The organism is Flavobacterium sp. ABG (assembly GCF_001027725.1).
Taxonomy (GTDB): Bacteria; Bacteroidota; Bacteroidia; order Flavobacteriales; family Flavobacteriaceae; genus Flavobacterium; species Flavobacterium cupriresistens.
In genome coordinates this window covers 157,099-182,222 of the sequence record NZ_LEKS01000004.1, presented here as the reverse complement: position 1 = coordinate 182,222, position 25,124 = coordinate 157,099, and the positions used below count along the sequence as shown (strand labels likewise).

General features: G+C 35.7%; 23 protein-coding genes and 1 tRNA gene. 8 read left to right on the top strand and 16 right to left on the bottom strand.

Annotated features, from left to right (window positions below; translation table 11 throughout):
* Nucleotides 1-191: 191 nt before the first annotated feature.
* The 10 genes from AB674_RS06095 to AB674_RS06050 form a co-directional block, all read right to left on the bottom strand.
* Entirely contained in the window at nucleotides 192-1,592 is a 1,401-nt protein-coding gene (locus tag AB674_RS06095; RefSeq protein ID WP_047774810.1) for a DUF2252 domain-containing protein, read from the bottom strand.
* Between the two features lie 66 nt (nucleotides 1,593-1,658).
* A complete protein-coding gene (locus AB674_RS06090) occupies nucleotides 1,659-3,008 on the bottom strand; it encodes a DUF1214 domain-containing protein (protein WP_082210596.1) in 1,350 nt (449 codons plus the stop codon).
* Nucleotides 3,009-3,197: 189 nt separating this feature from the next.
* Complete coding sequence (locus tag AB674_RS06085; RefSeq protein ID WP_047774809.1) at nucleotides 3,198-4,028, bottom strand: hypothetical protein; 831 nt, start codon at nucleotides 4,026-4,028, stop codon at nucleotides 3,198-3,200.
* Nucleotides 4,029-4,100: 72 nt separating this feature from the next.
* Nucleotides 4,101-5,117: an HAD family hydrolase gene (locus AB674_RS06080; RefSeq protein WP_082210595.1), complete on the bottom strand. Its 1,017-nt coding sequence runs from the start codon at nucleotides 5,115-5,117 to the stop codon at nucleotides 4,101-4,103.
* 67 nt (nucleotides 5,118-5,184) lie between these two features.
* A complete protein-coding gene (locus AB674_RS06075) occupies nucleotides 5,185-6,864 on the bottom strand; it encodes an arylsulfatase (protein ID WP_047774974.1) in 1,680 nt (559 codons plus the stop codon).
* Nucleotides 6,865-7,224: 360 nt separating this feature from the next.
* Nucleotides 7,225-8,658: a pyruvate kinase gene (pyk, locus tag AB674_RS06070; protein WP_047774806.1), complete on the bottom strand. Its 1,434-nt coding sequence runs from the start codon at nucleotides 8,656-8,658 to the stop codon at nucleotides 7,225-7,227.
* A 5-nt stretch (nucleotides 8,659-8,663) separates the two neighbouring features.
* Complete coding sequence (locus tag AB674_RS06065; protein WP_047774799.1) at nucleotides 8,664-9,152, bottom strand: IPExxxVDY family protein; 489 nt, start codon at nucleotides 9,150-9,152, stop codon at nucleotides 8,664-8,666.
* Nucleotides 9,153-9,277: 125 nt separating this feature from the next.
* Nucleotides 9,278-10,018: a ribonuclease III gene (gene rnc / locus AB674_RS06060; RefSeq protein WP_047774797.1), complete on the bottom strand. Its 741-nt coding sequence runs from the start codon at nucleotides 10,016-10,018 to the stop codon at nucleotides 9,278-9,280.
* A gap of 14 nt (nucleotides 10,019-10,032) precedes the next feature.
* Nucleotides 10,033-11,286: a beta-ketoacyl-ACP synthase II gene (fabF, locus tag AB674_RS06055; protein ID WP_047774795.1), complete on the bottom strand. Its 1,254-nt coding sequence runs from the start codon at nucleotides 11,284-11,286 to the stop codon at nucleotides 10,033-10,035.
* Nucleotides 11,287-11,527: 241 nt separating this feature from the next.
* Nucleotides 11,528-11,764, bottom strand: a complete 237-nt coding sequence (locus tag AB674_RS06050; RefSeq protein ID WP_007137004.1) for an acyl carrier protein — start codon at nucleotides 11,762-11,764, stop codon at nucleotides 11,528-11,530.
* 175 nt (nucleotides 11,765-11,939) lie between these two features.
* Between AB674_RS06050 and purN the strand changes: the two genes are divergently transcribed.
* A complete protein-coding gene (gene purN, locus AB674_RS06045; RefSeq protein ID WP_047774793.1) occupies nucleotides 11,940-12,503 on the top strand; it encodes a phosphoribosylglycinamide formyltransferase in 564 nt (187 codons plus the stop codon).
* A gap of 323 nt (nucleotides 12,504-12,826) precedes the next feature.
* A complete protein-coding gene (gene rnhA / locus AB674_RS06040) occupies nucleotides 12,827-13,306 on the top strand; it encodes a ribonuclease HI (protein WP_047774791.1) in 480 nt (159 codons plus the stop codon).
* Between the two features lie 64 nt (nucleotides 13,307-13,370).
* Here rnhA and AB674_RS06035 read toward each other — a convergent pair whose 3' ends face one another.
* A complete protein-coding gene (locus AB674_RS06035; RefSeq protein ID WP_047774789.1) occupies nucleotides 13,371-13,718 on the bottom strand; it encodes a DUF6249 domain-containing protein in 348 nt (115 codons plus the stop codon).
* Between the two features lie 485 nt (nucleotides 13,719-14,203).
* On the opposite strand from AB674_RS06035, the gene AB674_RS06030 reads away from it, so the two are divergent.
* The 4 genes from AB674_RS06030 to AB674_RS06015 all read left to right on the top strand — a co-directional run bounded on the left by AB674_RS06030 (nucleotide 14,204) and on the right by AB674_RS06015 (nucleotide 18,308).
* Nucleotides 14,204-14,791, top strand: a complete 588-nt coding sequence (locus tag AB674_RS06030) for an RNA polymerase sigma factor (RefSeq protein ID WP_047774787.1) — start codon at nucleotides 14,204-14,206, stop codon at nucleotides 14,789-14,791.
* On the top strand, nucleotides 14,775-15,167 hold the full coding sequence (locus AB674_RS06025; RefSeq protein ID WP_047774786.1) for a hypothetical protein: 393 nt from the start codon (nucleotides 14,775-14,777) through the stop codon (nucleotides 15,165-15,167). The genes AB674_RS06030 and AB674_RS06025 overlap by 17 nt, the downstream gene beginning before the upstream one ends.
* A 239-nt stretch (nucleotides 15,168-15,406) precedes the next feature.
* Entirely contained in the window at nucleotides 15,407-16,330 is a 924-nt protein-coding gene (locus tag AB674_RS06020) for a PfkB family carbohydrate kinase (RefSeq protein ID WP_047774784.1), read from the top strand.
* A 79-nt stretch (nucleotides 16,331-16,409) separates the two neighbouring features.
* Complete coding sequence (locus AB674_RS06015) at nucleotides 16,410-18,308, top strand: amidophosphoribosyltransferase (RefSeq protein ID WP_047774783.1); 1,899 nt, start codon at nucleotides 16,410-16,412, stop codon at nucleotides 18,306-18,308.
* Between the two features lie 908 nt (nucleotides 18,309-19,216).
* On the opposite strand, the gene AB674_RS06010 is transcribed toward AB674_RS06015, so the two are convergent.
* The 4 genes from AB674_RS06010 to AB674_RS05995 all read right to left on the bottom strand — a co-directional run bounded on the left by AB674_RS06010 (nucleotide 19,217) and on the right by AB674_RS05995 (nucleotide 22,665).
* Nucleotides 19,217-19,825, bottom strand: a complete 609-nt coding sequence (locus AB674_RS06010) for a superoxide dismutase (protein WP_047774775.1) — start codon at nucleotides 19,823-19,825, stop codon at nucleotides 19,217-19,219.
* 138 nt (nucleotides 19,826-19,963) lie between these two features.
* Nucleotides 19,964-20,590, bottom strand: a complete 627-nt coding sequence (pth, locus tag AB674_RS06005) for an aminoacyl-tRNA hydrolase (protein WP_047774773.1) — start codon at nucleotides 20,588-20,590, stop codon at nucleotides 19,964-19,966.
* Nucleotides 20,591-20,996: 406 nt separating this feature from the next.
* Nucleotides 20,997-21,608: a 50S ribosomal protein L25/general stress protein Ctc gene (locus AB674_RS06000; RefSeq protein ID WP_047774772.1), complete on the bottom strand. Its 612-nt coding sequence runs from the start codon at nucleotides 21,606-21,608 to the stop codon at nucleotides 20,997-20,999.
* Between the two features lie 115 nt (nucleotides 21,609-21,723).
* Nucleotides 21,724-22,665: a ribose-phosphate pyrophosphokinase gene (locus AB674_RS05995; protein ID WP_047774973.1), complete on the bottom strand. Its 942-nt coding sequence runs from the start codon at nucleotides 22,663-22,665 to the stop codon at nucleotides 21,724-21,726.
* 301 nt (nucleotides 22,666-22,966) lie between these two features.
* On the opposite strand from AB674_RS05995, the gene AB674_RS05990 reads away from it, so the two are divergent.
* Together AB674_RS05990 and AB674_RS22105 are read left to right on the top strand one after the other, a co-directional pair.
* Nucleotides 22,967-23,046: transfer RNA gene (locus AB674_RS05990), tRNA-Leu, on the top strand.
* A complete protein-coding gene (locus tag AB674_RS22105) occupies nucleotides 23,010-23,276 on the top strand; it encodes a hypothetical protein (protein WP_082210594.1) in 267 nt (88 codons plus the stop codon). Before AB674_RS05990 ends, AB674_RS22105 begins: the two co-directional genes overlap by 37 nt.
* A gap of 613 nt (nucleotides 23,277-23,889) precedes the next feature.
* Here AB674_RS22105 and AB674_RS05975 read toward each other — a convergent pair.
* Nucleotides 23,890-25,119 carry a DUF4374 domain-containing protein gene (locus AB674_RS05975; RefSeq protein ID WP_240478067.1) on the bottom strand — a complete coding sequence of 410 codons (1,230 nt, stop codon included), beginning with the start codon at nucleotides 25,117-25,119 and terminating at the stop codon, nucleotides 23,890-23,892.
* Nucleotides 25,120-25,124: the final 5 nt, after the last annotated feature.

Sequence of the window (25,124 nt, the reverse complement as noted above, 5' to 3'; positions counted from 1 at the left end):
GACGAGTTGAGGAATTTGGTTGAAAAAGCTTGTCAGTTATATACGGAGTATAGTAAACCAAATTATTGCAACACTCTCAAAGATAAATTATTTTTCTCTAATTAACACATATGTAGATATAATTTTCTTACATATGCTTAAATGTTTTTACTTTTAACCTTATCATTACATTCTGTTTTCATTCATAACCATTACAATTCTTCCGAAACAGGTAATCTTCCTTCTTTTATGGCTTGCAGCATTTTATCGTAATCCGCTTCATTTTGATCGGCATATAGAATAGAAAATTTAGCAATTGCATCTGCAAACTCATCGTTTTGTCCTAAGTATCCTGATAATAATGAAGGGTCTCCTGTGCGGGCGTGAGCTCTTGCTAATGCCCATCCGCAGGCCTTTGCGTAATCGTTCATATTATCTGATTTCATAATCTCCAGAACGGGTTTGACTTTAGCATCTCTAAGCTGTCGGATATAAAAAAAACGGTTTTTATCATCATTCGTCCATCCTAAAAACATATCTGAGGCAGATTGCATTATCTTTTGCCCCATCACAATACGTTCACCCTGATGACTGTATTTGCCTTTGACCTTTACATTGTTTTCCGGTACACTTTTTCTTGCTTCTTTAAATTGCAAAAAGATAGGTTCCGCTGTTGCCGACATCAATAAGCTGATTCCGCAGAGGGTTCCCACACTTCCTACACCAACCACTTTTATGGCTATATCGTGTAACGTATATCTGTTCAGAAGTACCTTTTTATCATCGGACAAGGATTCGATATAGCGTTTATGCACGATTTCTGCGTCTCTCAAAATTTGTTCGCCTTCTTTTCCTCCCGGATGATAAATTAGCGGCGGATCATCTTTTATCCTTGCTCTTGGGCCTTCCTGATAGGTCATTTTGGCAAACTCCTTTTCGTGGGCGGTATATTCTGCAGCTTTTTTTATTCGTTTTTGCTGAAAGGATTTGATCTCTTCATCGTCGCCTTTTTCGATAAGTTCTGCCAGATCAATATCGGCATACCATATTTGTAGCGCCGATAATTTACTGTAGTCAAACAGATGTCTTTTGTAACTGTCGGCAACATTCCAGGCAAATTCTTTACACATTTTATCCGAGAACTTTTTCCATCTTCCTGCTATGGCAAAACTTGCTGCGAGTCTTTTTACATCCCATTCCCATGGACCCGGGAAAGTTTCGTCGAAATCATTTATATCAAAAACCAATTTGCGTTCGGGAGTTGCAAATCCTCCAAAATTCATCAAATGACAATCACCACAAAGCTGAAGGTAAATTCCGGTGTCTTTCGTTTGTGCCAAATCAGCAGCCATAATGGCGGCTGCTCCTCTGTAAAAAGAAAACGGAGATTGCATCATCCGACTGTACCGAATTGGGATTAAACTTTCAACCCTTCCAACACTGGTACCGATTAAAATTTCAACAGGGTCTTTGCGCTCTTTATCCGGTTTCCATTCTTCATGACAAGATCGCGGAATCGTTTTACGAAGCTCTTTTCCTTTCGCATAACGTTCTTCTTTTGACACTGCGGAGTCAAATACATTTTCGCTTTTTTCTTCGGATGATTTTGACATTTTTTTATTTTTTATTTCAACCGTAACGACACTTTTCCTCTGAAAGACAAAATCTTTCTTTAACGATTAATTTGTTTTAAGCTCAATCGGACTTGGAAACCATGTTCCGTCAAGTACCGGTTTTTTAGAGACGTACATGCGCATCGTTAAAGCAAAACCTTTTCCGGCAGGAGTTGGCAGCCAATTCTCCTGAGGTGCATTTTTTGGTAAGGATGAACCCAGCCAAATGCTCATGGAGCCATCTGCATTTTTCTTTAAACCCGAAATATTATTAAGATTGTATCGCTTTAATTTGTTGTCAACTACCCTGTAATCCGGTACACTATAAAGCGTTACCGACCAGAATGCGTTGACCATGGTATCCGGAAGTGCTTCTTTTGGGAACTTGATTTCATAAACTTTATCACCACTTAGTAACTGTTTATTGCTATCAGTAAGTCCGACAAAATAGATGGCTTCTTTTACTTCATTTGCCCACAATCCTCCATAATTAATGATGTCTCTGGCCATGATATCATCGCCAAATTTTCCGGCAACGTACGATACAGACCAGCCTCCTTTTTGTGTCCCGAAACCTTTTGCTCCTGCCAAGAATCCAGGAATTGCTTTTGTTTTTACAATATCTTCGGTGTGTCCTTTTGCGATATCGTCTTTTTCATAGAATTCTCCAACTGCGATTGCTTTTGCCTGATATTCTTTTGCTTTTGGCATTACGTCAGGATACGAATCAATGACTTCTTTTACTTTATCAAAGATCTCAGCGCCAATTGGTTTTGCCGGAGTAAAATCAGGAATTGTCAGTGGTGGTGCAATCTTAATTCCACTTGGGACTTCAAACGTAAATTGCTCTTGTAATTTTTTTGCTACTGCGGGAGTGCCTTTTAATTCCACTCTTGCCAGCATTTTTACTTTTTCTGATGGAAGTTCAATTTTTACTGCATTTGCCGGAATTACCGGATTAGTGCCTTTTAGAACCAAAGCAAATTTCCCATATGGTGTTTTAGGATAATTACGTTCATTTATATTGGTAATTACCTCACCCCAGCCGTCCAGCAATTGTGCGGTATAATAACGGCCCTCCACTTTCGGAATATTTAGAATAACAGCATGTTCTTTATCAACCGCAATCCAGGCTTCCAGATAAGCGACATCGAGATTTGGATTGACAAATTGTGCAGAACCCAGCGGATTGTATTTTATTTTATTGTAGCCTACTTTTTCGACGTTTATATCATGGTTTTCCTGTTGAATTACGAGATATCTCCCATACAAATAGGTATAGGCAGCTGCAATATCCTGATCGGAAGGCGTTGCTTTATTTTCGATTGTTGCCTTTGAATCTGTATGGGTTGCAGCTTCTTTTTTACAACTGAAAAAAGTAAAGGCAAGTATCAATATCAAAATTATTTTTTTCATTTTCTTTAAATGGATTAGTTACTCAAAAACCTTTCATTCTATTTCTTTGCCATCATTCATTTTCCAACTTTTATTAAAATAGGAGTTCTTCAACGATTCGTAATTGTTTCTTTTTTCTTCTGTATCTAAACAATAATCAACCTTTTACTTCTCCTAATTTTAGTTTTAATAAAACATTGTCCGATGATTTTATTTTCCTGGAAATACAAAAGACAATATGACTCTTAAACCCCAATCTGGTCTTGATTCTCTAGGCCCAACAATGGGTATCAATGGAGATAAAGAGAACTGAATAACCTGACTTCCTAATTTTGATACCGCTCCGATAGACGGATTTAAAGAGATTGCGGTTGTATTACCTTCCCAATTTTGAGTTATTTCGGCGTTTATTCCTAAGTTGGCTCCGCTTTTATAACTATGAGAAAAGAATATTTGGGTATAAAACTGATTGACATCGGCACGGTTATCTTTTCCGGCCACGGACCAAATCTGATTGGCAATAAAACCTACCGAAAGTCCTTTGCCCTGATGCATTAATAATACACTTGGACCAATTCCGAATTTTTCTGTTCCCAATACTTTATCTGTGGCAATGGGTACTAAAAATGCGGGGCCTATCCCGTAAATAATTCCTTTGGCTTTTGGGGCAAAAAAGGCCGTAATGGTAGCGTCACTTAAACCAAACTGATGTGTATTTTCTCCGGTAATATCTCTTTGATCTACAATCGGGATTATATATCGTGTAATTAAATTTAAATTATCACTTATCTTAAATGGAATTACAGGTTGAAAATTAATCGTATATTTTGATCCGTTAAAAGGACCAATACCATAATTTAAATTATTCTGAAAAGGCACACTTATCAGACTTGCAACGGGATTAGCGAGTTTATCTGCGAGTTCCTGAGCACTTGCTCCGGGTTTATCCGGTTTCTCTTGTGCTACAGCATTTAAACTCAGAAGAAAACAAACGGTACTAAACAACACTTTGATAGTACCATAAAATCTTGCCTTTTTCATAATTATTATTTAAAAAAATTAAACTAAGCTTTCGATTGTTAATCGTTATTGCAGCTGAATTACCCAATCAGATTATTTATCTGCAAAAACTTTTTTCCAGTCTTCTTTCATATTTACAACATGCCATTTGTTTTTGGCGGCTGCATTTAAGGAAGCATTGTCTTTCTCTGAATAACTGTATTCTCTTATGGAATCGTTATGATTGACCAACAATTGAAAAGAAGGATACTTATTACTCTGACAATATTCGAGCATGGCGATATCTCCTGCCCCACCCTCATTTCCACAGGCAAAAACGGGACGCTGACCAATATGCAATTGTATCCCCACCGGTTTAGCTGTTTTATCGTTAAACTGATTTAAGGCTGGTTCTCTAATGATGGTGCGATTGGCCTCATCAAATTTGTATTTGAAAGAAGTACCCACGACCTGTTCTTTTGGAATTCCGTAAAAATCTGATGAAATTCCTCTTACCAATTCAATAGTTCCTCCGGTAACAATAAAAGTCTTGAAACCGTTTGCCCGTAAATAAGCAAGCAATTCTAACTGTGGCTGATATCGTATTTGTGTTAGCGGAACATTTTTTCCCGGAAATTTTGCTGTTGCAAAAAAATCTTTAACATCCGCTTCAAAAGCATCTTCTGTCATTCCGGTATGCGTAGCGGCAATAAGTTCTATGAGTGCTTTTTGGCCTCCTTTTTCAAAATAGGTTTTATCTTTTTCAATAACCGCTTTAAAGGGTTGTTTCTTTGTTAATTCGGGATTGGCATCTGTCATTTTCTTTACCCGATAAAAAGCAAATAACTCCTGCACATAAGGTTTTTCTGCCCACAGTGTTCCGTCATTATCAAAAGTGGCAATCCTGTTTTCTATTGGAATAAAATCCGGACTTCCTTCTTTGGTAACCTTTTCTACATAAGCAATAATATCATTTTTTAAAGTTCCATCTGTCCAACTTGGCAATGGATCTCCAGCCACTGTATTTTCTATTTGTTTGCCGTCTGTTGTTGGAACAGTTATAGTATCTGATTTTTTACAGGAGACCAATAATAAGACTCCTAACTGTACTAAAAGTATCTTTCTAAGCATAATATTTCTGTTTTATTATATCAAAAAGATTCAGGCCATACGACCTGAATCTTTTCATTGGTTCTGTTTATTTCTTCTTTTTATCGGTCGGCTCGTCTTGCCCTTTTTCTTTAGCCAGTATATTTTTCTCGATATATTGTTTTGCTTTTATATCTTTCATCGTCTCCTCCATAATGGTGTAGGCAGAGAAACTTGGCGGAATAGAACGTGGTGGATATTCTTTAAATGTCCCTGCAAATGCAACTACATCCTGAATGGCACCATACATTAATTGAACGTGATTTAATTGCCAATCCCAAAATGTATTTGAGGTAATATCGGCTCTCTCAAAAGGGTCTTGATACAGGTTGAATATTTTTTGTAAACGCAGTTTTGTAAAAGGTTCTGCCCAAACCCCCATCGTTCCTTCGAGACGTTGCTCTGCAAATACATATTTGTAATCGCCTTCTCTAAGACCTACCAAAAGCCCGTCATCGTCTGTATAAAAGAATTTATCTCTGGCACTTTTTGGTGATTTACCTCTTAAAAAATTACTTTGATCATAACCGTCTAAGTGTACCTTATAGTTTTTACCATTGGCAGTATACCCGGTTAAAAGTTTTTTAGCCAAATCTGGTTCTCCGGCTATTGATGCCAAAGTCGGCATCCAATCATTGTGACTCATTATTTCGGTAGTAACAGTTCCCGGTTTAATTACACCCGGCCAACGTACGATACAAGGAACTCGGTATGCTCCTTCCCAGTTGGTGTTTTTTTCAGAACGGAACGGTGTCATGGCAGCATCCGGCCAGGTATTCATATGAGGGCCATTATCGGTAGAATATACTACTATGGTATTGTCGGCAATTCCTAAATCATCTAATGCTTTTAATAAATCGCCTACTGTAATATCATGTTCAATCATACCGTCAATATATTCACTGTCACCATGTGTATATTTTCCTCGGTGTTCTGCTCTCACGTGTGTACGAAGGTGCATACGGGTACCATTCCACCAGCAGAAAAAGGGTTTCCCTGCTGCATGTTGTCTTTTAATAAAATCAATAGCAGCTGCAGAAGTTTCATCGTCTACGGTCTCCATTCTTTTTTTGGTAAGTGCTCCGGTATCTTCTATTTTTTGTTTTCCAACTCTTCCAAAACGATCATCTGTAGTAGCATCATCTGAATTGGTAGCGGTACATTTTAAAACCCCTCTTGGGCCATATTTTTTCAGATATTCAGGATCTTTAGGATAATCCGGTAATTCCGGTTCTTCTTCTGCATTAAGGTGATACAGATTTCCGAAGAACTCATCAAACCCGTTTACCGTTGGTAAACTTTCATTACGATCTCCGACGTGATTTTTACCAAACTGTCCTGTTACATATCCCAATTGTTTCATAATCCCTCCTATAGAAGGATCTAACTGACTCATACCCATTGGCGCTCCCGGAAATCCTACCTTGGTAAGACCTGTTCTAAGACCATGTTGACCTGTTAAGAAGGCGGCGCGTCCTGCTGTACAACTTTGTTCTCCGTAATAATGCAAAAAACGTTCTCCTTCATTTGCAATACGGTCGATGTTTGGTGTTGTAAATCCCATTAAACCATCGCTGTAGGCACTGATATTAGTGGTACCAATATCGTCTCCCCAAATGATCAGAATGTTGGGTTTTTTGTTATTCTGAGCATGTAATCCGGTAAAGCAGACCAATGCAACTAATTGTATCGCATTTCGAAATCTACATTTAAAATTGATTTGTTTCATGATGATAAATTTTGTTACTAATTCTTGTTCTAGGGGTGTCGGCAAAAAATGTTTTAACAAAATCAAATACAGTAAAACCTGTTCGGGTTGAAGTAAAATTTTCAGATCATTTTTGAAAGGAGTTTATAAGTAGGATTTTTTTAACATTTTTTTTGCAAGTGGCTCAAAATTAGACAATAAAGAACAGACCAAAGTCATTTATGAGTAATGACCTTGTTTCATTTTATAAAATGAAACATAAAAAAACAGACAGGCAATAAAAAAAGCTTATGAAATTTTCATAAGCTTTTTTATACAAAACAAAAACCACCAGAATAATTCTGATGGTTTTTTATACTAATTCGTTCTTGTAAATAGCAATTATTCTATTTCAGAAACTCTCATGGTGTTTACCATTCCTTTATCTTTAATTGGCATTGCCGCAAGGTTGATCAAGTAATCTCCTTTTACCGCATATCCTTTTTCTACTGCTATTTTGTTAACGTCTGTTACAGTATCATCTGTACTTTCGTCTTTATCATAGAAATACGATTTTACTCCCCATAATAAATTCAATTGGGTCAGGATTCTTCTGTTTGAAGTAAATACTAAAATATGAGCTGATGATGGTCTCCAAGCCGAAATTTGGAAAGCTGTATAACCACTATTAGTTAAGGTACAAATTGCTTTTGCATCAATTTCATTAGCTAATAAAGCAGCCTGGTGACAAACTGTTTTGGTAATAAAACGTTTCGTTTTAATTTGAGGTGTATTCTGTGGAACATTGATTAGTGGAGAATCTTCAACCGCTTCACAAATTTGAGTCATTTTCTGAATCACCTGTACCGGATAATTTCCTGTCGCAGTTTCTCCAGATAACATTACAGCATCAGCACCATCCATTACCGAGTTGGCAACGTCATTTACTTCCGCTCTGGTTGGTGTTAAACTCGTAATCATCGTTTCCATCATCTGAGTAGCAACAATAACCGGAATCCTTGCTGTTTTAGCTCTTCTGATCAAATCTTTTTGTACTAATGGAACTTCGTGTGCAGGAAGTTCAACTCCTAAATCTCCACGCGCAACCATCAAGGCATCACAATACGCTACAATTTTATCGATGTTCTCAAGCGCTTCCGGCATTTCGATTTTAGCCACAATCGGAATTTTATATTCTGAATGTTGAGCAATCAATTCTTGTAAGTCTTGCAAATCGCGAGGTGTTTTTACAAACGAAAGTGCAATCCAGTCTACTTTTTGTCCGATAGCGAAAATCGCATCAGCAATATCTTTTTCAGTTAAGGCCGGTAAAGAAATTTTAGTGTTTGGAAGGTTAACCCCTTTTTTAGATTTTAACTCTCCACCCTGAATTACTTTAGCAACAACTTCTGATTTTTTATCTGTTGAAATAATTTCAAAAATCAACTTACCGTCATCCAATAAAATACGTTCTCCCGGATTCACATCATTTGGAAAATTTTGATACTTCATGAATACTTTTGAAGCAGTTCCGATAATATCTTCAGCAGTTGTAAACGTGATTAAATCACCATCGTGTACTACTGTTCCTTCTTCCATTACTCCAACTCTAAGTTTTGGTCCTTGCAAATCCCCAAGGATTGCTGTAGTGTAACCAAACTCTTCGTTTAATCCTCTGATAATCTCGATTTTTTCTTTTACTCCTTCGTAATCTGCATGCGAAAAATTGATTCTAAATACATTTACACCTGCCTCGATCATATCCTTGATAATCTCTCTCGTACTACATGCAGGCCCAAGTGTAGCTACAATTTTAGTTTTTTTGTTTGTAAGCATTTTTTTTAAAAAATTAAATTGTTTTTTGACTTTATTTTGTTTGTATCCACAACATATATAGCTGCGATACTCTCTATTGCATTTAGCTGTTGTTGGATTTCTGAAAAATCAATAGCCTCGTCGCTATTCTCAATTTTCAGGAAAAAATCTACTTTTTTGAATTCAGGAAGTAAATGAATTGTTGTAGAAACCTCACTCGTTTCATCGGAAAACAAATTCTGGAAATCATTTGTACTCACTGAAATGATTTCATGTTTATTCTGAATCAAATTCCATGAAACGGCTTTCTCGGAATCATAATAGTAAAATCTGGAGAAATTTGCCTCACCTTCTTTAGTTTGAGCATGGATCTCGTTCTTACTCTTACTTAAGTTAATAGGAAGTTTTTTATTGATAAAATAGGCCAATCTATAATCTTCTAATGAAGTATGAATTGCCATTAAATAATAATCAATTTCGTCAAATTCGTCTAAATCCAATCTATGAATTGCCATATCATGAAAAATCAAGTTGTAAATATACTATTTCTAACGGAGCATCAATAGTTAAGATTAGCTTGTTTTTGTTAATTTATAAACGAAAACGTTGTAGCTTTAACAAAGCTGAGCTAATTTTGTAGTTATTTCTTATCTATTTTTTCTTGAAATGCAAAATAAGCTCTTTGTGATGCTTTTTCTTCTGCTTTCTTTTTTGAAGTTGCTCTTGCTCTCGCAATTACTTTATCGTCTATACTTAATTTTACGCCAAACAAACGTTGACCATCAATTCCGTTGTCCTCGAAAATATCATAGTGAAAGATCTTTTTTTCTTTCTGACACCATTCGATAACCAGACTTTTATAACTAATTACTTTCCCTTCAAGTCGGGCAATGTCTACATAAGGTGTAATGACTCTTTTTTGAATAAACTTTTCACAAAAAGGATATCCTTTATCGAGATAAATAGCACCAATAAGAGATTCAAAAATATTACCATGAATATTTTCTCCAAAATGATGAATGGGTACTTTGCTCTCTACAAAGCGAACTAAATTCAAATCTTTTCCCAATTCATTCAAATGCTCACGGCTCACGATTTTCGAACGCATTTTTGTCAAATAACCTTCATCTCCATTGGGTGCTTTGTTAAACAGATGCGCTGCAATTACAGCACTTAACATGGCATCTCCCAGAAATTCCAGACGTTCGTAATTAATCGGATTTCCCTTTTCGTCTTGCTTATTAGAAGATCGGTGCGTAAACGCTTTCTTATAAAAATCAATTGAACCGGGCTGAAAACCCAGTATTTTCTGAATACTGTCAAAAAAAATCCCGTCTTCTTGAGAACGGGATTTCGAAAATATTTTTTTGATAATATTCATAGACAAAACTAAAACTAGTCAACTAATTTTTTAAACAATACACAAGCATTATGTCCTCCAAAACCAAAAGTGTTACTCATAGCAACATTTACTTCTCTTTTTTGAGGTTTGTTTAAGGTAAGGTTTAATGATGGATCAATCTTTTCGTCAACAACCGTATGATTAATTGTTGGTGGCACAATACCGTGTTTCATTGCCAAAATAGAAGCAATTGCTTCAATAGCTCCGGCAGCACCAAGTAAGTGACCTGTCATCGATTTAGTAGAGTTGATATTGATGTTTTTTGCATGTTCGCCAAAAACAGCACTAATCGCTTTTAATTCTGCTACATCACCAAGAGGAGTAGAAGTTCCGTGTGTGTTGATATGATCAACATCTTCAGGATTCATTCCGGCATCTCTCAATGTATTTTTCATTACTGCAATAACCCCGATTCCTTCCGGATGTGGTGCTGTTAAGTGGTACGCATCAGATGACATTCCGCCTCCGCCAATTTCGCAATAAATTTTTGCGCCACGAGCTTTAGCATGTTCGTAATCTTCAAGAACCAAAGCTCCTGCTCCTTCTCCTAAAACAAAACCGTCTCTGGTTCCGTCAAAAGGTCTTGAAGCGGTTTGTGGACTTTCGTTTCTTGTTGATAAAGCGTGCATAGAATTAAAACCTCCCATACCGGCAATCGTAATTGCTGCTTCTGAACCACCTGAAACAATAACATCACACATTCCTAAACGAATGTAGTTGAAAGCATCAATTAATGCATTTGCAGAAGATGCACATGCAGAAACAGTAGTATAATTTGGTCCCATATAACCATTACGCATCGAAATATGCGCAGGAGCTATATCGGCAATCATTTTAGGTATAAAAAACGGATTAAACTTTGGAGTTCCGTCCCCTTTTGCATAATAAATTACCTCTTCCTGAAAAGTTTCTAAACCTCCAATTCCTGCTCCCCAAATAACACCAACTCTTTGTTTGTCGATATTATCATCTGTAAGTCCAGCATCTTTAATAGCTTCATCACTGGCAGCAACTGCATATTGTGCAAATTTGTCTAATCTTCGAGATTCTTTGCGATCCATAAAATCTTCAATATTGAAGTTTTTTACTTCACAGGCAAATTTCGTCTTATGCTTCTCTGTATCATAATATGTGATAGGAGCGGCTCCGCTAACTCCATTCACAAGTGCGTCCCAATATTCCTGGATATTATTCCCGATAGGAGTAAGAGCACCTAATCCTGTTACAACAACTCGCCTTAATGCCATAAATATGTATTTTGTACTTTAAACAAATAAAACCCACGCTTTCTTAACTGTAGTGTTACTTAAGAGCTATGGGCATTACAATATAAATATATCTTTTTGATTGAAAATCAACCGAAATTTAAATTTTAAAAAAAATAATAACACCCGAATTTTTAAGATTCCAATTCTTTAAAAAACAAATTCCAATTTTGGAATCTGGACATTCAATTTTGGAATTTTAAAAAATTCGGGTGTGTATTTATTATTTTTTAGCTTCTTCGATATAAGAAATAGCTTGACCAACAGTAGCAATGTTTTCTGCTTGATCGTCTGGAATTTGGATATCAAATTCTTTTTCGAATTCCATAATAAGCTCAACAGTGTCTAATGAGTCAGCTCCTAAATCATTAGTGAAGCTTGCTTCTGTTACAACTTCGTTTTCGTCAACACCTAATTTGTCTACGATAATCGCTTTTACTCTTGATGCAATGTCTGACATAATCTTTAATTTTAGAATTTAATTTGTTGGCAAAAATAAAAAACTTTATTTTAAAACAACTATTTAGTTTATAAATGTGACACTAATTTATAAAATTAATTTCAAGAAAGCCCTTTTAATACTATTTATTTTGGATTATTATTCCGTTTTTTGCATTCTCAAAATAAAACGGATTATGAAAAAAATTATTGTTTTTGCCTCAGGATCAGGAAGTAATGCAGAAAACATTATAAAGCACTTCGCAAAAACCAAAATTGCAAAAGTCGTTTCTGTCTTTACCAATAATGCTTCGGCAAAAGTTATTGAAAGAGCCAAAAATCATCAAATTCCTATCGAAATCTTTTCGAAAACCGAACTTCTAGAAAGAAAAATAGTGCAAAAAATAGAAGAAATCGATCCGGATTTGATTGTACTCGCCGGTTTTTTGCTGAAATTCCCGGAAAGCATAATCGAGAAATATCCTAATAAAATAATCAACATCCATCCTGCCCTTTTACCTAATTACGGAGGAAAAGGAATGTACGGCATGCACATACACAGGGCGGTAGTAGAAAACAAAGAAAAAGAAACCGGAATCTCCATTCATTTTGTAAACGAACATTATGACGAAGGTGCTATAATTTTCCAGAAAAGCGTAGCCCTGACAGTCGAAGATACACCGGAAACAGTAGCCGAAAAGATCCATGGACTGGAACAAAAGTATTTTCCGGAAATTATTTCCCGTTTACTGGAAGATTAAAGGCTAATAAAAAATTCCAAAAATTAAATTCCAAATTCCAACCTTTTGACTCCTTTTAGGAAGACGAGGTGAATTAAAATTAAATTCCAAAAATCAAATTCCAAATTCCAACCTTTTGAATCCTTTTAGGAAGACGAAGTGAATTAAATTAAATTCTAAAAATCAAATTCCAAATTCCAACCTTTTGACTCCTTTTAGGAAGACGAAGTGAATTAAATCTAAAATCTGAATTCTAAAATCTAAAATTCAAATCCTTTGACTCCTTTTAGGAAGGCAAGGTCAATTTAATCTGAAATCTGAATTCAAAAATCTAAAATTCAAAAATGACCCAACACCAAGTACACATATACACAGACGGAGCAGCAAAGGGAAACCCCGGAAACGGAGGGTACGGCGTAGTGATGGAACTGGTTGGAACACCACATAAAAAAGAATTCTACGAAGGTTTTCGACTTACAACCAATAACAGAATGGAGCTTTTGGCCGTAATTGTGGGTCTAGAAAAACTTAAAAACCCAAACATGACGGCTTTAGTCATTTCAGATTCCAAATATGTTGTAGATTCTGTTCTGAAAAAATGGGTTTTCGGATGGGAGAAAAAAGGTTATACCGGCAAAAAAAACCCAGACCTATGGAAACGTTTTTTAATCGTTTACCGAAAACACCAAGTTGATTTCAAATGGATCAAAGGTCATAACAATCATCCTCAAAACGAGCGCTGTGATCAATTGGCGGTTATGGCAGCAACGCAAACTAAATTATCTGTTGACGTTTATTACGAAACCGTCGCTTCTAAAGAATAAAAAAATAACGCATCAGAACCCCCAGCTTCCGATGCGTTATTCAACTTACTAACTTAATTTTTACTTACTCCTTGTCTAAATCTTTAGCCTTGCTGAATCCAACAAGCAAACCAACTCCCGACATGGTAATGATAGTCGCCGGATAAACAACATCCGGATTCATTTGTGTATAAGTGGTAAGGAACAAAGCGATAAAAAGACCAACACCGATTCCAATTAAAAGAAAAGCGGTATTTAGAATAAAGATTTTCCACATTGGAGCTCCTTTTCCTCTGCCTTCAAAAAAAATACTGGCATCAACACCTTTCTCGATTAATGCTAAACGTTCTCTATTTCTTGTGGAATAAATCAGATAAACTATTCCGAAGATCATAAAGAAAAAACTGATTGGGATTAAAATTTTCACATCCATATTATTATTTTTTTAATTGATTGATACTTCATAGGACGAGGGGAGTTTTGTTTAGGTTACAAGTTTCTTTGAAAAAATTTCAATTTTTTTTAAATTCCAAATTCCAAACTGGGTGGAGCCTCAAAATATTTTGAACCACATAAGGTTCTTTTTAATGAGTCTACCTATTAAATATAATGCAGTTTTTTTGCCTAACAGTATTAATTTAAGGAAACATAAAAAAAATGCCGAACTAGGTGGAACCTCAAAATATTTTAAACCATATAAGTAAAGTAAGAAAATATAAGTTTATTTTTAATGGGCGTACCTAATTAAATATAATGTAGTTCTTTGCTCAACAGTATTAATTTCAAAAAGACGCCCTCCCTTGGAATTTGGAATTTAAAAATTTTGGAATTTGCGTTTTACATTTTGGAATTTAAAAATTTTGGAATTTTTTCAAAGAAACTTGTAACCTAAACAGACAACCTGTCGTCCTATATAATATGAGTACTTTAGATGATCAGCATTATATCCGTTTAATTATACAGGGCGATAGTAATTCTTTTGCCGTGTTGGTCAATCGTTATAAGGATATGATCTTTAGTTTAGCACTCAAAATGGTTAAAAACAGAGAGGAAGCGGAAGAAGTGGCGCAGGACACTTTTATAAAAATTTACACTTCTCTGAGCAAGTTTAAAGGAGATTCGAAATTTTCGACCTGGATTTATAAGATTGCCTATAACACTTGTTTGGATCGTTTGAAGAAGAATAGGAAAGAAGAAAACAATATTTCGATCGATGAATTTTCGGCGCATTTAATCAAAACAATGGACAATGCTTTGAGTGTTTTGGAAGAGAAAGAACGCAAACAAACGATTCAGAAATGCTTAAATTTGTTACCCGGAGACGAAAATTTCCTACTGACTTTGTTTTATTTTGATGATCAGAGTTTAGAAGAAATAGGAAAAATAATGAATATCTCGGCCAATAATGCCAAAGTAAAATTATTTAGAAGCCGACAGAAGTTAGCCGTAATTTTGAAGAAACAGTTAGAACCAGAAATAGTAGCGTATTATGAAAGAGAGCGATAAAAACATAGAAAATCTTGTTGACAAAATGATGGCCGAAACTACTTTGGAATCACCATCTATTGATTTTACTTCGAAACTAATGGTTCAGATCTTAGCTACCGAGAAAAGCAAAGTCAAAGCGTATGCCCCTTTAATTTCAAAACAAATCTGGTTTGCCATAGCTGCTGCGTTAATCACAATGACGATCTATGTCGTTATGATCAGTGGAGAAAAGAATACAAAAATAGACGCTTTATATGCGGTTAATTTTGCTGATTTGCTACCCGCGATAACTATTTCAAACAATATCTTATATGCTTTTCTGGTGATTCCTTTTATGATATTGATTCAGATACCGCTATTGAAAAACTATTACGAAAGAAAGTATCCTTTGTAGATTTTGATTTTTTCGTTTTTTTAACCCAAACTTTCAAACTCTTTATTCGATGAAATAATTGTTTTTCAAAGAAAAAAAACGTATCCTGATCCATCTAAAGTTTCAAACATAATTTACTCATTTACAAGGCTTTTAATCCTAAATACAGCCTTGTTTTTTTATGAAAATTTTGAGAGTGTAAACCGTTGCAATATTGCAACTTATGAAGTATCTTTGCACCCTAATTCGAAATTCATAAAATGAATAAACTATTGATTGTTGGAACGGTTGCTTTCGACGCGATTGAAACTCCTTTCGGAAAAACAGATAAAATATTAGGTGGTGCTGCAACTTACATTGGTTTATCAGCGTCTTTTTTTAACCTGCAATCGGCTATTGTTTCTGTAGTTGGAGACGATTTCCCTCAAGAACACTTAGATTTATTAACTTCAAAAAATATTGATATTTCAGGTATCGAAATTGTAAAAGGAGGAAAAACCTTTTTCTGGAGCGGTTTGTACCACAATGATTTAAATTCAAGAGATACGCTTGTTACGGAACTAAACGTTTTAGCTGACTTTCAACCAAAGGTTCCTCAAAACTTTAAAGATGCAGATATCGTGATGTTAGGAAACTTACATCCTTTAGTACAAAGCAGTGTTTTAGATCAGTTAGAGAAAAAACCAAAATTAGTAGTTTTAGACACTATGAATTTCTGGATGGATTGTGCTTTACCGGAATTACTTGAAGTAATCAAACGTGTAGACGTGATTACAATCAATGATGAAGAAGCAAGACAACTTTCAGGAGAATATTCATTAGTAAAAGCGGCAGCTAAAATCCAGGAATTGGGACCAAAATATGTGGTGATCAAAAAAGGAGAACACGGCGCACTTTTATTCCACAACAGAGAAGTATTCTTTGCACCGGCATTACCATTAGAAGATGTTTTTGATCCGACAGGAGCAGGAGATACTTTTGCAGGTGGTTTTTCAGGATTCATTGCACAAAGCGAAAACATTTCGTTTAACAATATGAAAAATGCAATTATTTACGGTTCAAATTTAGCTTCATTCTGTGTAGAGAAATTTGGAACCGAAAGGATGGAAACATTAAGCAAAGCTGAAGTAGCGATTCGATTACAACAATTTAAATCGTTAACTCAGTTTGACATAGAAATATAATGCCTAAGAGCCTCGATAAAACGGGGCTTTTTTATTTGGTTAACATACACAACTTACAACAACACAAAATACAAAAAAAATGAGCGACGCTTTAAAACACGAATGTGGTATAGCCCTAGTTAGACTACTTAAACCGCTTGAATATTACAAAGAAAAATACGGCACTGCTTTCTACGGGATACAAAAAATGTATCTGATGATGGAAAAACAGCACAACCGTGGTCAGGATGGTGCAGGTTTTGCCAGTATCAAACTTGATGTTGAACCTGGACAACGTTATATCAGCAGAGTCCGTTCGAATCACGCATCACCTATACAAGACGTTTTTAAGCAAATCAACGAACGCATCAACGAAGAGATGACTGCGCGTCCTGAACTTGCTGACAACATCGAAAAACTAAAAGCCGAAATACCTTATATAGGAGAATTATTCTTAGGACACGTTCGTTACGGAACTTTCGGTAAAAACAGCATCGAAAGCGTTCATCCATTTTTACGTCAAAGTAACTGGATGCACCGTAACCTGATTTTGGCAGGTAACTTTAATATGACTAATGTTAAAGAACTTTTCGAAAACTTAGTTGAACTTGGACAACATCCAAAAGAAATGGCCGATACCGTTACGGTAATGGAAAAAATTGGTCACTTTCTGGACAAAGAAGTAATGCAATTGTACCAAGACTGCAAACAAGAAGGTTATTCTAAAAGAGAAGCTTCTCCTGTTATCGCAGAACGTTTGGATATCGCAAAAATATTAACCCGCTCTGCTAAAAACTTAGATGGTGGTTACGCAATGGCCGGATTATTGGGTCATGGTGACGCTTTTGTTTTTAGAGACCCGGCTGGAATTCGCCCTGCTTACTTTTATCAAGATGATGAAGTGGTAGTTGTGGCTTCTGAGCGTCCGGTTATTCAGACTGTATTTAATGTACCGTTTGAAAGTGTTCAGGAAATTGAACCGGGAAGCGCTTTGATTATCAAAAAAAGCGGAAAAGTTTCGATGGAGCAAATTTTGGAACCAACGGTAAAAAAAGCTTGTTCATTTGAAAGAATCTATTTCTCAAGAGGAAGCGATGCTGAAATTTACCAGGAGCGTAAAAATTTAGGAAAACTAATTTTACCTGCCGTTCTTAAATCAATTGACAGCGATACAGACAATACTGTTTTCTCTTATATTCCGAATACGGCTGAAACTTCTTTTTACGGTTTAGTTGAAGCGGCTCAGGATTTCCTGAATCAGCGTAAAAACAATTACATCTTAGAAAATCGCAATACACTTACGACTGAAACTTTACAGGAATTATTAGCTGTAAAAATTCGTACGGAGAAAGTAGCAATTAAAGACGCTAAACTTAGAACCTTCATCACAGAAGACAGCAGTCGTGATGACTTGGTAGCGCACGTTTATGACGTTACTTACGGAGTAATTAAACCAACAGACAACTTAGTTATTATTGACGACAGTATCGTTCGTGGAACTACCCTTAAAATGAGTATCATCAAAATGATGGATCGTTTAAATCCTAAACGTATCGTAATCGTTTCATCAGCACCACAAATTCGTTACCCGGATTGTTACGGAATTGATATGGCAAAACTGGAAGGTCTTGTTGCTTTTAGAGCAGCATTGGCTTTATTAAAAGAAAGAAACTTATACCATATAGTAGACGAGGTTTACACTAAATGTAAAGCACAGGAAAACTTCGCAGACACTGATGTTATAAACTACGTAACTGCTATTTACGATCCGTTCACTCCGGAAGAGGTTTCAGACAAAATTGCAGAGATGTTGAGCTCTCCGGAAATCAATGCTGAAGTAAAAATTATATTCCAAAAAGTAGAAGACTTACATATTGCCTGTCCAAAAAATCTTGGAGACTGGTACTTCACCGGAGACTACCCTACACCGGGTGGAAATCGTGTTGTAAACCGAGCTTTCATGAATTTTTATGAAGGAAAAGACGCAAGAGCTTATTAGAAAAATATTAACAAAAGGTTAATTTGTGCATTTCATCGGTTTTTTTTGCCTTTAATCCTAAATGTTTGGCAAAATCGATCTGCTACGATACTTTTGAACTACCATAACATTAGTAGGTTAAGTTTATGGTAGATTTGGGGCAAAAAGGGTGGAAGTAATTCCACCTTTTTTATTGGAATAAAGTCAAGGAATTAACCGAGGTAAGAAATTACGTATTTCATCGAATATATTTGCACTTCGTCTAAAATATTTGGCGGTACCGCATCACTATCCTACTTTTACTATACCATAACATTAGTAGGTTAAGTATATGGTAGATTTGGGGCAAAAAAGGTGGAAGCAATTCCACCTTTTTTATTGGAACAAAGGCACTTGATTTTAAATTCCAAATTTTTTAAATTCCAAATTCCAAAAATGATTGGGGGTCAAACTGGAATGATTACTCTCTACTTCATCTTCTATCTTGCTTTATTATCAACAAAAGAAGGCTCTTACTTAATCAATCTGTTTCATACGTCTTTGGCTCACTTATGCTCTTGTTTTCTACAGTAGGACAACTCTAAAACGCACAAAAAACATCACATTCAAAAACAATTGAATTATACGTTTTTCAAACCAAATTTCCCGCAACCTTGTCCTTTCGACGAGGGAGACTCGAGCGAAAGCGAATAGACGAAATAAATCGCACTCGTAAATCAATAAAGATTGGTGTTTTAGTATGCGGAATTTCTGGTGTGATTTCTCGACTTCGCTCGAAAGGACACAAAAGAGCAAGTGACACAAAAAAAGAAACAGATCTCTACAGGAAGTTTACCTCACTACTTCGGACTCGATCCGAAAAAAAAGTCATAAAAAAACCCGATTAACTCTTTACGAATTAATCGGGTTTTATATCCTGCGAAAAAAGACTATTTGTCTAATGCAAATCTTCTTGCTACTTCTGTCCAGTTAATTACACTGAAGAAAGCTTCAATATAATCCGGTCTTCTGTTTTGGTAGTGTAAGTAATAAGCGTGCTCCCAAACATCCATTCCTAAGATTGGCGTTCCACCGCAACCAACTTCCGGCATTAACGGGTTGTCTTGGTTTGGAGTTCCGCAAACATCTAATTTCCCACCTTTGTGTACACATAACCAAGCCCATCCTGAACCAAATTGTGTTGCACCTGCTTTAGCGAATTTTGCTTTGAATTCTTCAAAAGTTCCAAAAGAAGATTCGATTGCAGCTAATAAATCACCTGTTGGCAATCCACCACCATTTGGAGTCATTACAGTCCAGAATAAATTGTGATTATAGAAACCACCACCATTATTACGAACAGCAGCGTTTGATTTATCTAAATTGATTAAGATATTTTCGATTGTTTTCCCTTCTAAATCTGTTCCCGCGATTGCTGCATTAAGATTTGTTGTGTAAGCATTATGATGTTTTGAATGGTGAATTTCCATTGTACGAGCATCAATATGTGGTTCTAATGCATCATATGCATAAGGTAATTGTGGTAATTCAAAAGCCATGGTATTGCGATTTTATGGTTTATAATAATTTATCCCAAAATTAAACATTTAACTTTGGAATAGAAAATACTATTTCGTTATAATTCAATTTAATTAATTGATAATTCGGCATTTAAGAACATAAACACCTGTAAATCTTTACTTTCCGTTAAAAGAAGTCATTGTATTCTCTAAACCGGCAGTTCCAAATGATTTAATAATTTCTGAAGACATTTCCAAACGCTCCTGTAATTTTGCTTTTTCCTCTTCGTCCCAATCTCCTAAAACATAATCTACTTGTTGTCCTTTTTTAAATTGGTCACTGATACCAAATCTAAAACGGGTATAATTTTGAGTATTCAGAACCAGATTGATGTTTTTTAGTCCGTTATGTCCGCCGTCACTGCCTTTTGGCTTGATCCGGATCGTTCCGAAAGAAAGGTTTAAATCATCTGTAATAACCAAAATATTCTCTAATGGAATATTTTCTTTATCCATCCAATGTTTCACAGCCTTCCCGCTTAGATTCATGTAAGTGTTAGGCTTTAAAAGAAAAAAAGTTCTTCCTTTAAATTTGTATTCGGCAAGAGCGCCAAGTTTTACTGTTTCAAAAGAAAGTCCTTCTTTTTTAGCTAAAAAATCTAACACTTTAAATCCGATATTATGTCTTGTGTTTACGTATTCAGCCCCTATGTTGCCTAATCCCACGATTAAATATTTCTTCATATAATCTATATTCTCTTCTGTTTTTGCTGATGAAAACAGGTTTTGTATCCATTTTATCATGATACAAAAATAGGGTTAATTTGGGAATGTGGCAATTGGAGAATGTGGTAATTGGAGAATGTGACAATTAGATAATTTCTCTACTTTGGGTTTAATTGCAAACGATGTTAGTTTTTTTTTGCAAAGCCTCTTGAAAATTCCCCACTGTCAGGCTGAGCGAAGTCGAAGCCTTTTTTACCTAACAAGCCCTTCGACTTCGCTCAGGGTGACAATAGTATGAGAGAGAGTGTTCCTAGAAAGATAATTGATCCGTAAGAAAAGCCTTTAACCGTAGTGAACGTAAGGATTCAAAATCAAATCATTTCAATAACTTACTCACTAAAAAGCTTAGCAACTCAGAATCTTTAGAACAAAAAAAAAGCACCAGTTTTGCAACTGATGCTTTTGTATTTGAATTGAAAAAAAATTATTTTTTCTTTCCTTTTGCAGGTGCTTTTGCAGCTTTTGCAGCTTCTTGAGCAGCTTTCATAGCAGCACGAGAAATTCTTACCTGAGCAACAACAGTGTTGTCTGGGTGCATAACTTTGTATTCTGGTGAACCAACTTTAGTAACGTATAATTTGTTACCCATTTCAAGTGGAGTAATGTCAGCTTCAACAAAATCAGGAAGATCTTTAGGTAAAGCTTTAACTTTTAATTTACGAGTGTTTAAACGTAAAACACCACCTGCAAGAACACCTTTAGATGTACCAACGATTTTCACAGGAACTTCCATAGTGATTTCTTTGTCATCAAATAATTGAAAGAAGTCAATGTGTAAAATTTTGTCTGATACTGGGTGAACTTGGATATCTTGCAAAATTGCATTGAATGATTTTCCTTTTCCAAGCTCAATCACAACTGTGTGTGCATTTGGAGTGTAAACCAAGTTTTTGAACGCTGCAGCGTCTGCTGAGAAGTGTACTGCTTGATTTCCTCCGTATAACACGCAAGGAACCGCTCCAGCATTACGTAAGGCTTTAGTTGACACTTTGCCCACGCTTTCTCTTTCTGATCCTTTAATTGTAATCGATTTCATTGTAAAAAAAATATAGTTATTAATAAATATTTATTGTTATAAGCTTTAAGCAATACGCTTTAGGCTTTTTGTCATGATATTATTTTGAGTTTGCTTAAAGCCTACTACCAAATAATTACATGATAAATTTCCCACTAATGGAATTGTTGTGGTGCACCATGTGCATAACTTCAGCAAAAAGAGGTGCACAACTCACTACTCTGATTTTCTTTGATTCTCTCTTTAACGGAATAGAATCGGTAACTATTAATTCGCTTAATTTCGAATTTTCAATTTTATCGTAAGCGTCACCTGATAATATAGCGTGTGTACAAATTGCTCTAACGCTTAATGCTCCTTTTTCGATCATTAAGTCTGCTGCTTTCGCTAATGTTCCACCCGTATCGATCATGTCGTCTACTAGTATTACGTTACGTCCTTTTACTTCACCAATCAGCTCCATAGTGTCGATAACGTTAGCTGCTTTTCTTTGTTTGTAACAGATTACTACATCTGATTCTAAAAACTTAGAGTAAGCATATGCTCTTTTTGAACCTCCCATATCCGGAGATGCAATAGTTAGATTTTCTAACTTTAAACTTTCTACGTATGGTAAAAAGATGGTAGAGGCAAATAAATGGTCTACCGGTTTTTCGAAAAACCCCTGGATTTGATCTGCGTGTAAATCCATTGTCATTACTCTTGTCGCTCCGGCAGCATCTAATAAATTAGCTACTAATTTTGCTCCAATCGGAACTCTTGGTTTGTCTTTTCTATCCTGTCTTGCCCAACCAAAATAAGGCATAACAGCTGTAATGTGTCTTGCTGATGCACGCTTTGCTGCATCAATCATTAGTAACAATTCCATCAAATTATCGGCTGTTGGAAATGTCGAACAAACGATAAAAACACGTAATCCTCTAATTGATTCTTCATACGATGGTTGAAATTCTCCATCACTGTATGTTGACATCGTTACTTTCCCTAACGGAATTCCGTATTGTTCTGCAATTTTTTCTGCAAGATAAACACTTTGTGAACAAGCAAAAATTTTAGCTTCTGGTTCTAGGTGCGACATTATAATTTTTTGTTTTTGCTCCGCTGCACTCTGCACGATTCGGCTTTATCATTTTCGGTAAAGCAAGACCTGCATAAATGCCTCGGGTGTAGTTAGTTGTGTGTGCGTCGTTTTAACGAGGTGCAAATTTAGAAAATTTATTGGACACTGAAAGGAAAAATTTAAGTATTTTTAGTAGTTCATTTAAAATTATTTTTTACATTTGCACCGTGTTAAAGGAATAGGCACAGTTATGACATCATAATTACTTATTCTATTGCGTTAAAATAATCACTTTTTTGATTGTTTTTTCGTCTGCTAAGCCCGGATGGCGGAATTGGTAGACGCGCTGGTCTCAAACACCTGTGGGAAACCGTGCCGGTTCGACTCCGGCTCCGGGTACAAAAACCTCTTCTTTCGAAGAGGTTTTTTTGGTTTTAGGAAATTTTGAAAATTCAGAAAAAATGGATAAAATTCCAAATTTTGAAATTCCAAATTCCAACCTTTGTGGATTAAAGCTGACAGGTTTCAAAAACCTGTCAGCTTTGGTTTTAGGGTTTGTATTTGAAATCAACTTAAAACATTCTGCATCAGTTGATTCCTTTATTAATTATTATCGTATTACTTCCTGATTTTGACGGTTTTTGAAATTCCAATCTTTGCGGATTAAAGCTGACAGGTTTTTGAAACCTGTCAGCTTTGGTTTTAGGATTTGTATTTGAAATCAACTTAAAATATTCTGCATCAGTTGATTATTTATTAATTATTATTGTATTACTTCTTGATTTTACTGTTTTTTTCTAAATTTACAAGTAACTCAAGTTTGGAATGATCGCTTCTATCTTTCCTTCCTTTATAGTAACCCTTTTAATTGAAATCCTCCTAAACCAATAAACCATGAAGAATAAAAAATCACTAAACTTTGTTTTTTTAATTGTAGCAATCATTCTGGGAAGTATTTTGTATAAGCAGTTCGACTTTGAAAAATTAAAATTTGAACACAATGGTCTGGCCATTCTTTATAGTATTGTCTTTGTTTTTTCTATTTACATTTTAATTAAAGACTACAGGGATAAAATTTAAAAAATTCCAAAATTTGAAATTCCAAATTCCAAAATTTTTGAAACACGAATCTCTTTATTTTGACGGTCAAGAGTGGGAAAAGAAACATTGCGTCACATCTGAAGTACACGAGCTCCTTTAAAAAATAAAAAAGCTCCCGGGTGGGAGCTTTTAAGTGTTTTATTATTTAGTTGGGTGAGGTGCTATTAATTGAACATTAACAGAACCTCCTCCGTCTAGAGAAAGACCTTTTTTGAATGTTCCTGTTGCAGGGTCTACTTCGTAGATGGCAGCAGCAGCCGGAGCGTCAACAGGAGTAATTGCGGTGTAATACTTTCCATTAAGTACCAATGGTGAGCGCACCATAGCAACCGGACTTAGCGGGGTGTTGATCAGTGAAACTGTTTTATTTTTCAAATCAATCTTAACCAACTGACCTACATTTTTTAAACGGTCTCTTACCGAAGTCATTAATTCTTCGTATTGTATCGTACCAATTGCAATACCATTACCTACATAGTTTATGCCCATCAAGCAGGCTTGTTTGCCTAGTGGTGTCGTTACATCTATAAAAAAGTCTTTGTCAAATTCTGCTGTACCTTTTTTAATTCGCACAACACCGGATTTTCCGCCTATTCCTGTCCAGAATTTACCGGCACTGGCTACGAAATAATGATTTCCTTCTTCATCTTTATCTAAGGAGTGCAAGTAATCGTAACCAACTCCACCTTCTGTAGCGGTACTTTTAATTACTTTCATATTGGTCATTGCCGGATAATCGTAAACCAAAGCTCTTACACCGTCAACTGCGTATGTTTTTCCTATATTATCGTAGAAATAACCTCCCAGAATAAGTTTACCGTTGTCTATAAACGCTTTTCCAACAGAAAACTGAACGCCTGAGTTTGCTGCATCATAAGGTACTGCAATAGTTCCTTTTGCCTCGATTACAAACTCGTTTAGTTTGATTCTTGCCCAGCCTACTGTACCATTATTAATATCTAATCCTCCGAAAACCAACATGGTATTATCATCAACAATGTTTAGCGATTGAAAATAATTTGGCACTACACCATCTGTAAGTATAGCGGCTTTTTCTTTTAAACTACCATCTTTACCCATTTCATATTGAATGAATTTCTTTAGCGGAAGATTCATCAAATAGACATATTGTTTGTGCCAGATATATCGGGAGCCGTTAGCTTCCAGTCCTTTTCCTTTAAAAGTCAGAGATCCTTCTGTTAGTGCAGGCACAGAAGCCAAGTATTGTAATTCCTGAGTCCAGCTTGCTACCGTAAAATGCTGAGCACTTTGTACCTCAACCTCATCTGATTTTGAACTGCAGGAGGTGACTGCCGATAGTAAAAGAGCAGAAAAGAAAAGAAGGGATGATTTTTTAATGAGCGTTTTCATTTTCA

Excerpts from the sequence above, each read along its gene's own strand:
- AB674_RS06095 (WP_047774810.1), bottom strand. The coding sequence starts at position 1,592 with ATGTCAAAATCATCCGAAGAAAAAAGCGAAAATGTATTTGACTCCGCA.
- AB674_RS06090 (WP_082210596.1), bottom strand. The coding sequence starts at position 3,008 with ATGAAAAAAATAATTTTGATATTGATACTTGCCTTTACTTTTTTCAGT.
- AB674_RS06085 (WP_047774809.1), bottom strand. The coding sequence starts at position 4,028 with ATGAAAAAGGCAAGATTTTATGGTACTATCAAAGTGTTGTTTAGTACC.
- AB674_RS06080 (WP_082210595.1), bottom strand. The coding sequence starts at position 5,117 with ATGCTTAGAAAGATACTTTTAGTACAGTTAGGAGTCTTATTATTGGTC.
- AB674_RS06075 (WP_047774974.1), bottom strand. The coding sequence starts at position 6,864 with ATGAAACAAATCAATTTTAAATGTAGATTTCGAAATGCGATACAATTA.
- pyk (WP_047774806.1), bottom strand. The coding sequence starts at position 8,658 with ATGCTTACAAACAAAAAAACTAAAATTGTAGCTACACTTGGGCCTGCA.
- AB674_RS06065 (WP_047774799.1), bottom strand. The coding sequence starts at position 9,152 with ATGGCAATTCATAGATTGGATTTAGACGAATTTGACGAAATTGATTAT.
- rnc (WP_047774797.1), bottom strand. The coding sequence starts at position 10,018 with ATGAATATTATCAAAAAAATATTTTCGAAATCCCGTTCTCAAGAAGAC.
- fabF (WP_047774795.1), bottom strand. The coding sequence starts at position 11,286 with ATGGCATTAAGGCGAGTTGTTGTAACAGGATTAGGTGCTCTTACTCCT.
- AB674_RS06050 (WP_007137004.1), bottom strand. The coding sequence starts at position 11,764 with ATGTCAGACATTGCATCAAGAGTAAAAGCGATTATCGTAGACAAATTA.
- purN (WP_047774793.1), top strand. The coding sequence starts at position 11,940 with ATGAAAAAAATTATTGTTTTTGCCTCAGGATCAGGAAGTAATGCAGAA.
- rnhA (WP_047774791.1), top strand. The coding sequence starts at position 12,827 with ATGACCCAACACCAAGTACACATATACACAGACGGAGCAGCAAAGGGA.
- AB674_RS06035 (WP_047774789.1), bottom strand. The coding sequence starts at position 13,718 with ATGGATGTGAAAATTTTAATCCCAATCAGTTTTTTCTTTATGATCTTC.
- AB674_RS06030 (WP_047774787.1), top strand. The coding sequence starts at position 14,204 with ATGAGTACTTTAGATGATCAGCATTATATCCGTTTAATTATACAGGGC.
- AB674_RS06025 (WP_047774786.1), top strand. The coding sequence starts at position 14,775 with ATGAAAGAGAGCGATAAAAACATAGAAAATCTTGTTGACAAAATGATG.
- AB674_RS06020 (WP_047774784.1), top strand. The coding sequence starts at position 15,407 with ATGAATAAACTATTGATTGTTGGAACGGTTGCTTTCGACGCGATTGAA.
- AB674_RS06015 (WP_047774783.1), top strand. The coding sequence starts at position 16,410 with ATGAGCGACGCTTTAAAACACGAATGTGGTATAGCCCTAGTTAGACTA.
- AB674_RS06010 (WP_047774775.1), bottom strand. The coding sequence starts at position 19,825 with ATGGCTTTTGAATTACCACAATTACCTTATGCATATGATGCATTAGAA.
- pth (WP_047774773.1), bottom strand. The coding sequence starts at position 20,590 with ATGATAAAATGGATACAAAACCTGTTTTCATCAGCAAAAACAGAAGAG.
- AB674_RS06000 (WP_047774772.1), bottom strand. The coding sequence starts at position 21,608 with ATGAAATCGATTACAATTAAAGGATCAGAAAGAGAAAGCGTGGGCAAA.
- AB674_RS05995 (WP_047774973.1), bottom strand. The coding sequence starts at position 22,665 with ATGTCGCACCTAGAACCAGAAGCTAAAATTTTTGCTTGTTCACAAAGT.
- AB674_RS05975 (WP_240478067.1), bottom strand. The coding sequence starts at position 25,119 with ATGAAAACGCTCATTAAAAAATCATCCCTTCTTTTCTTTTCTGCTCTT.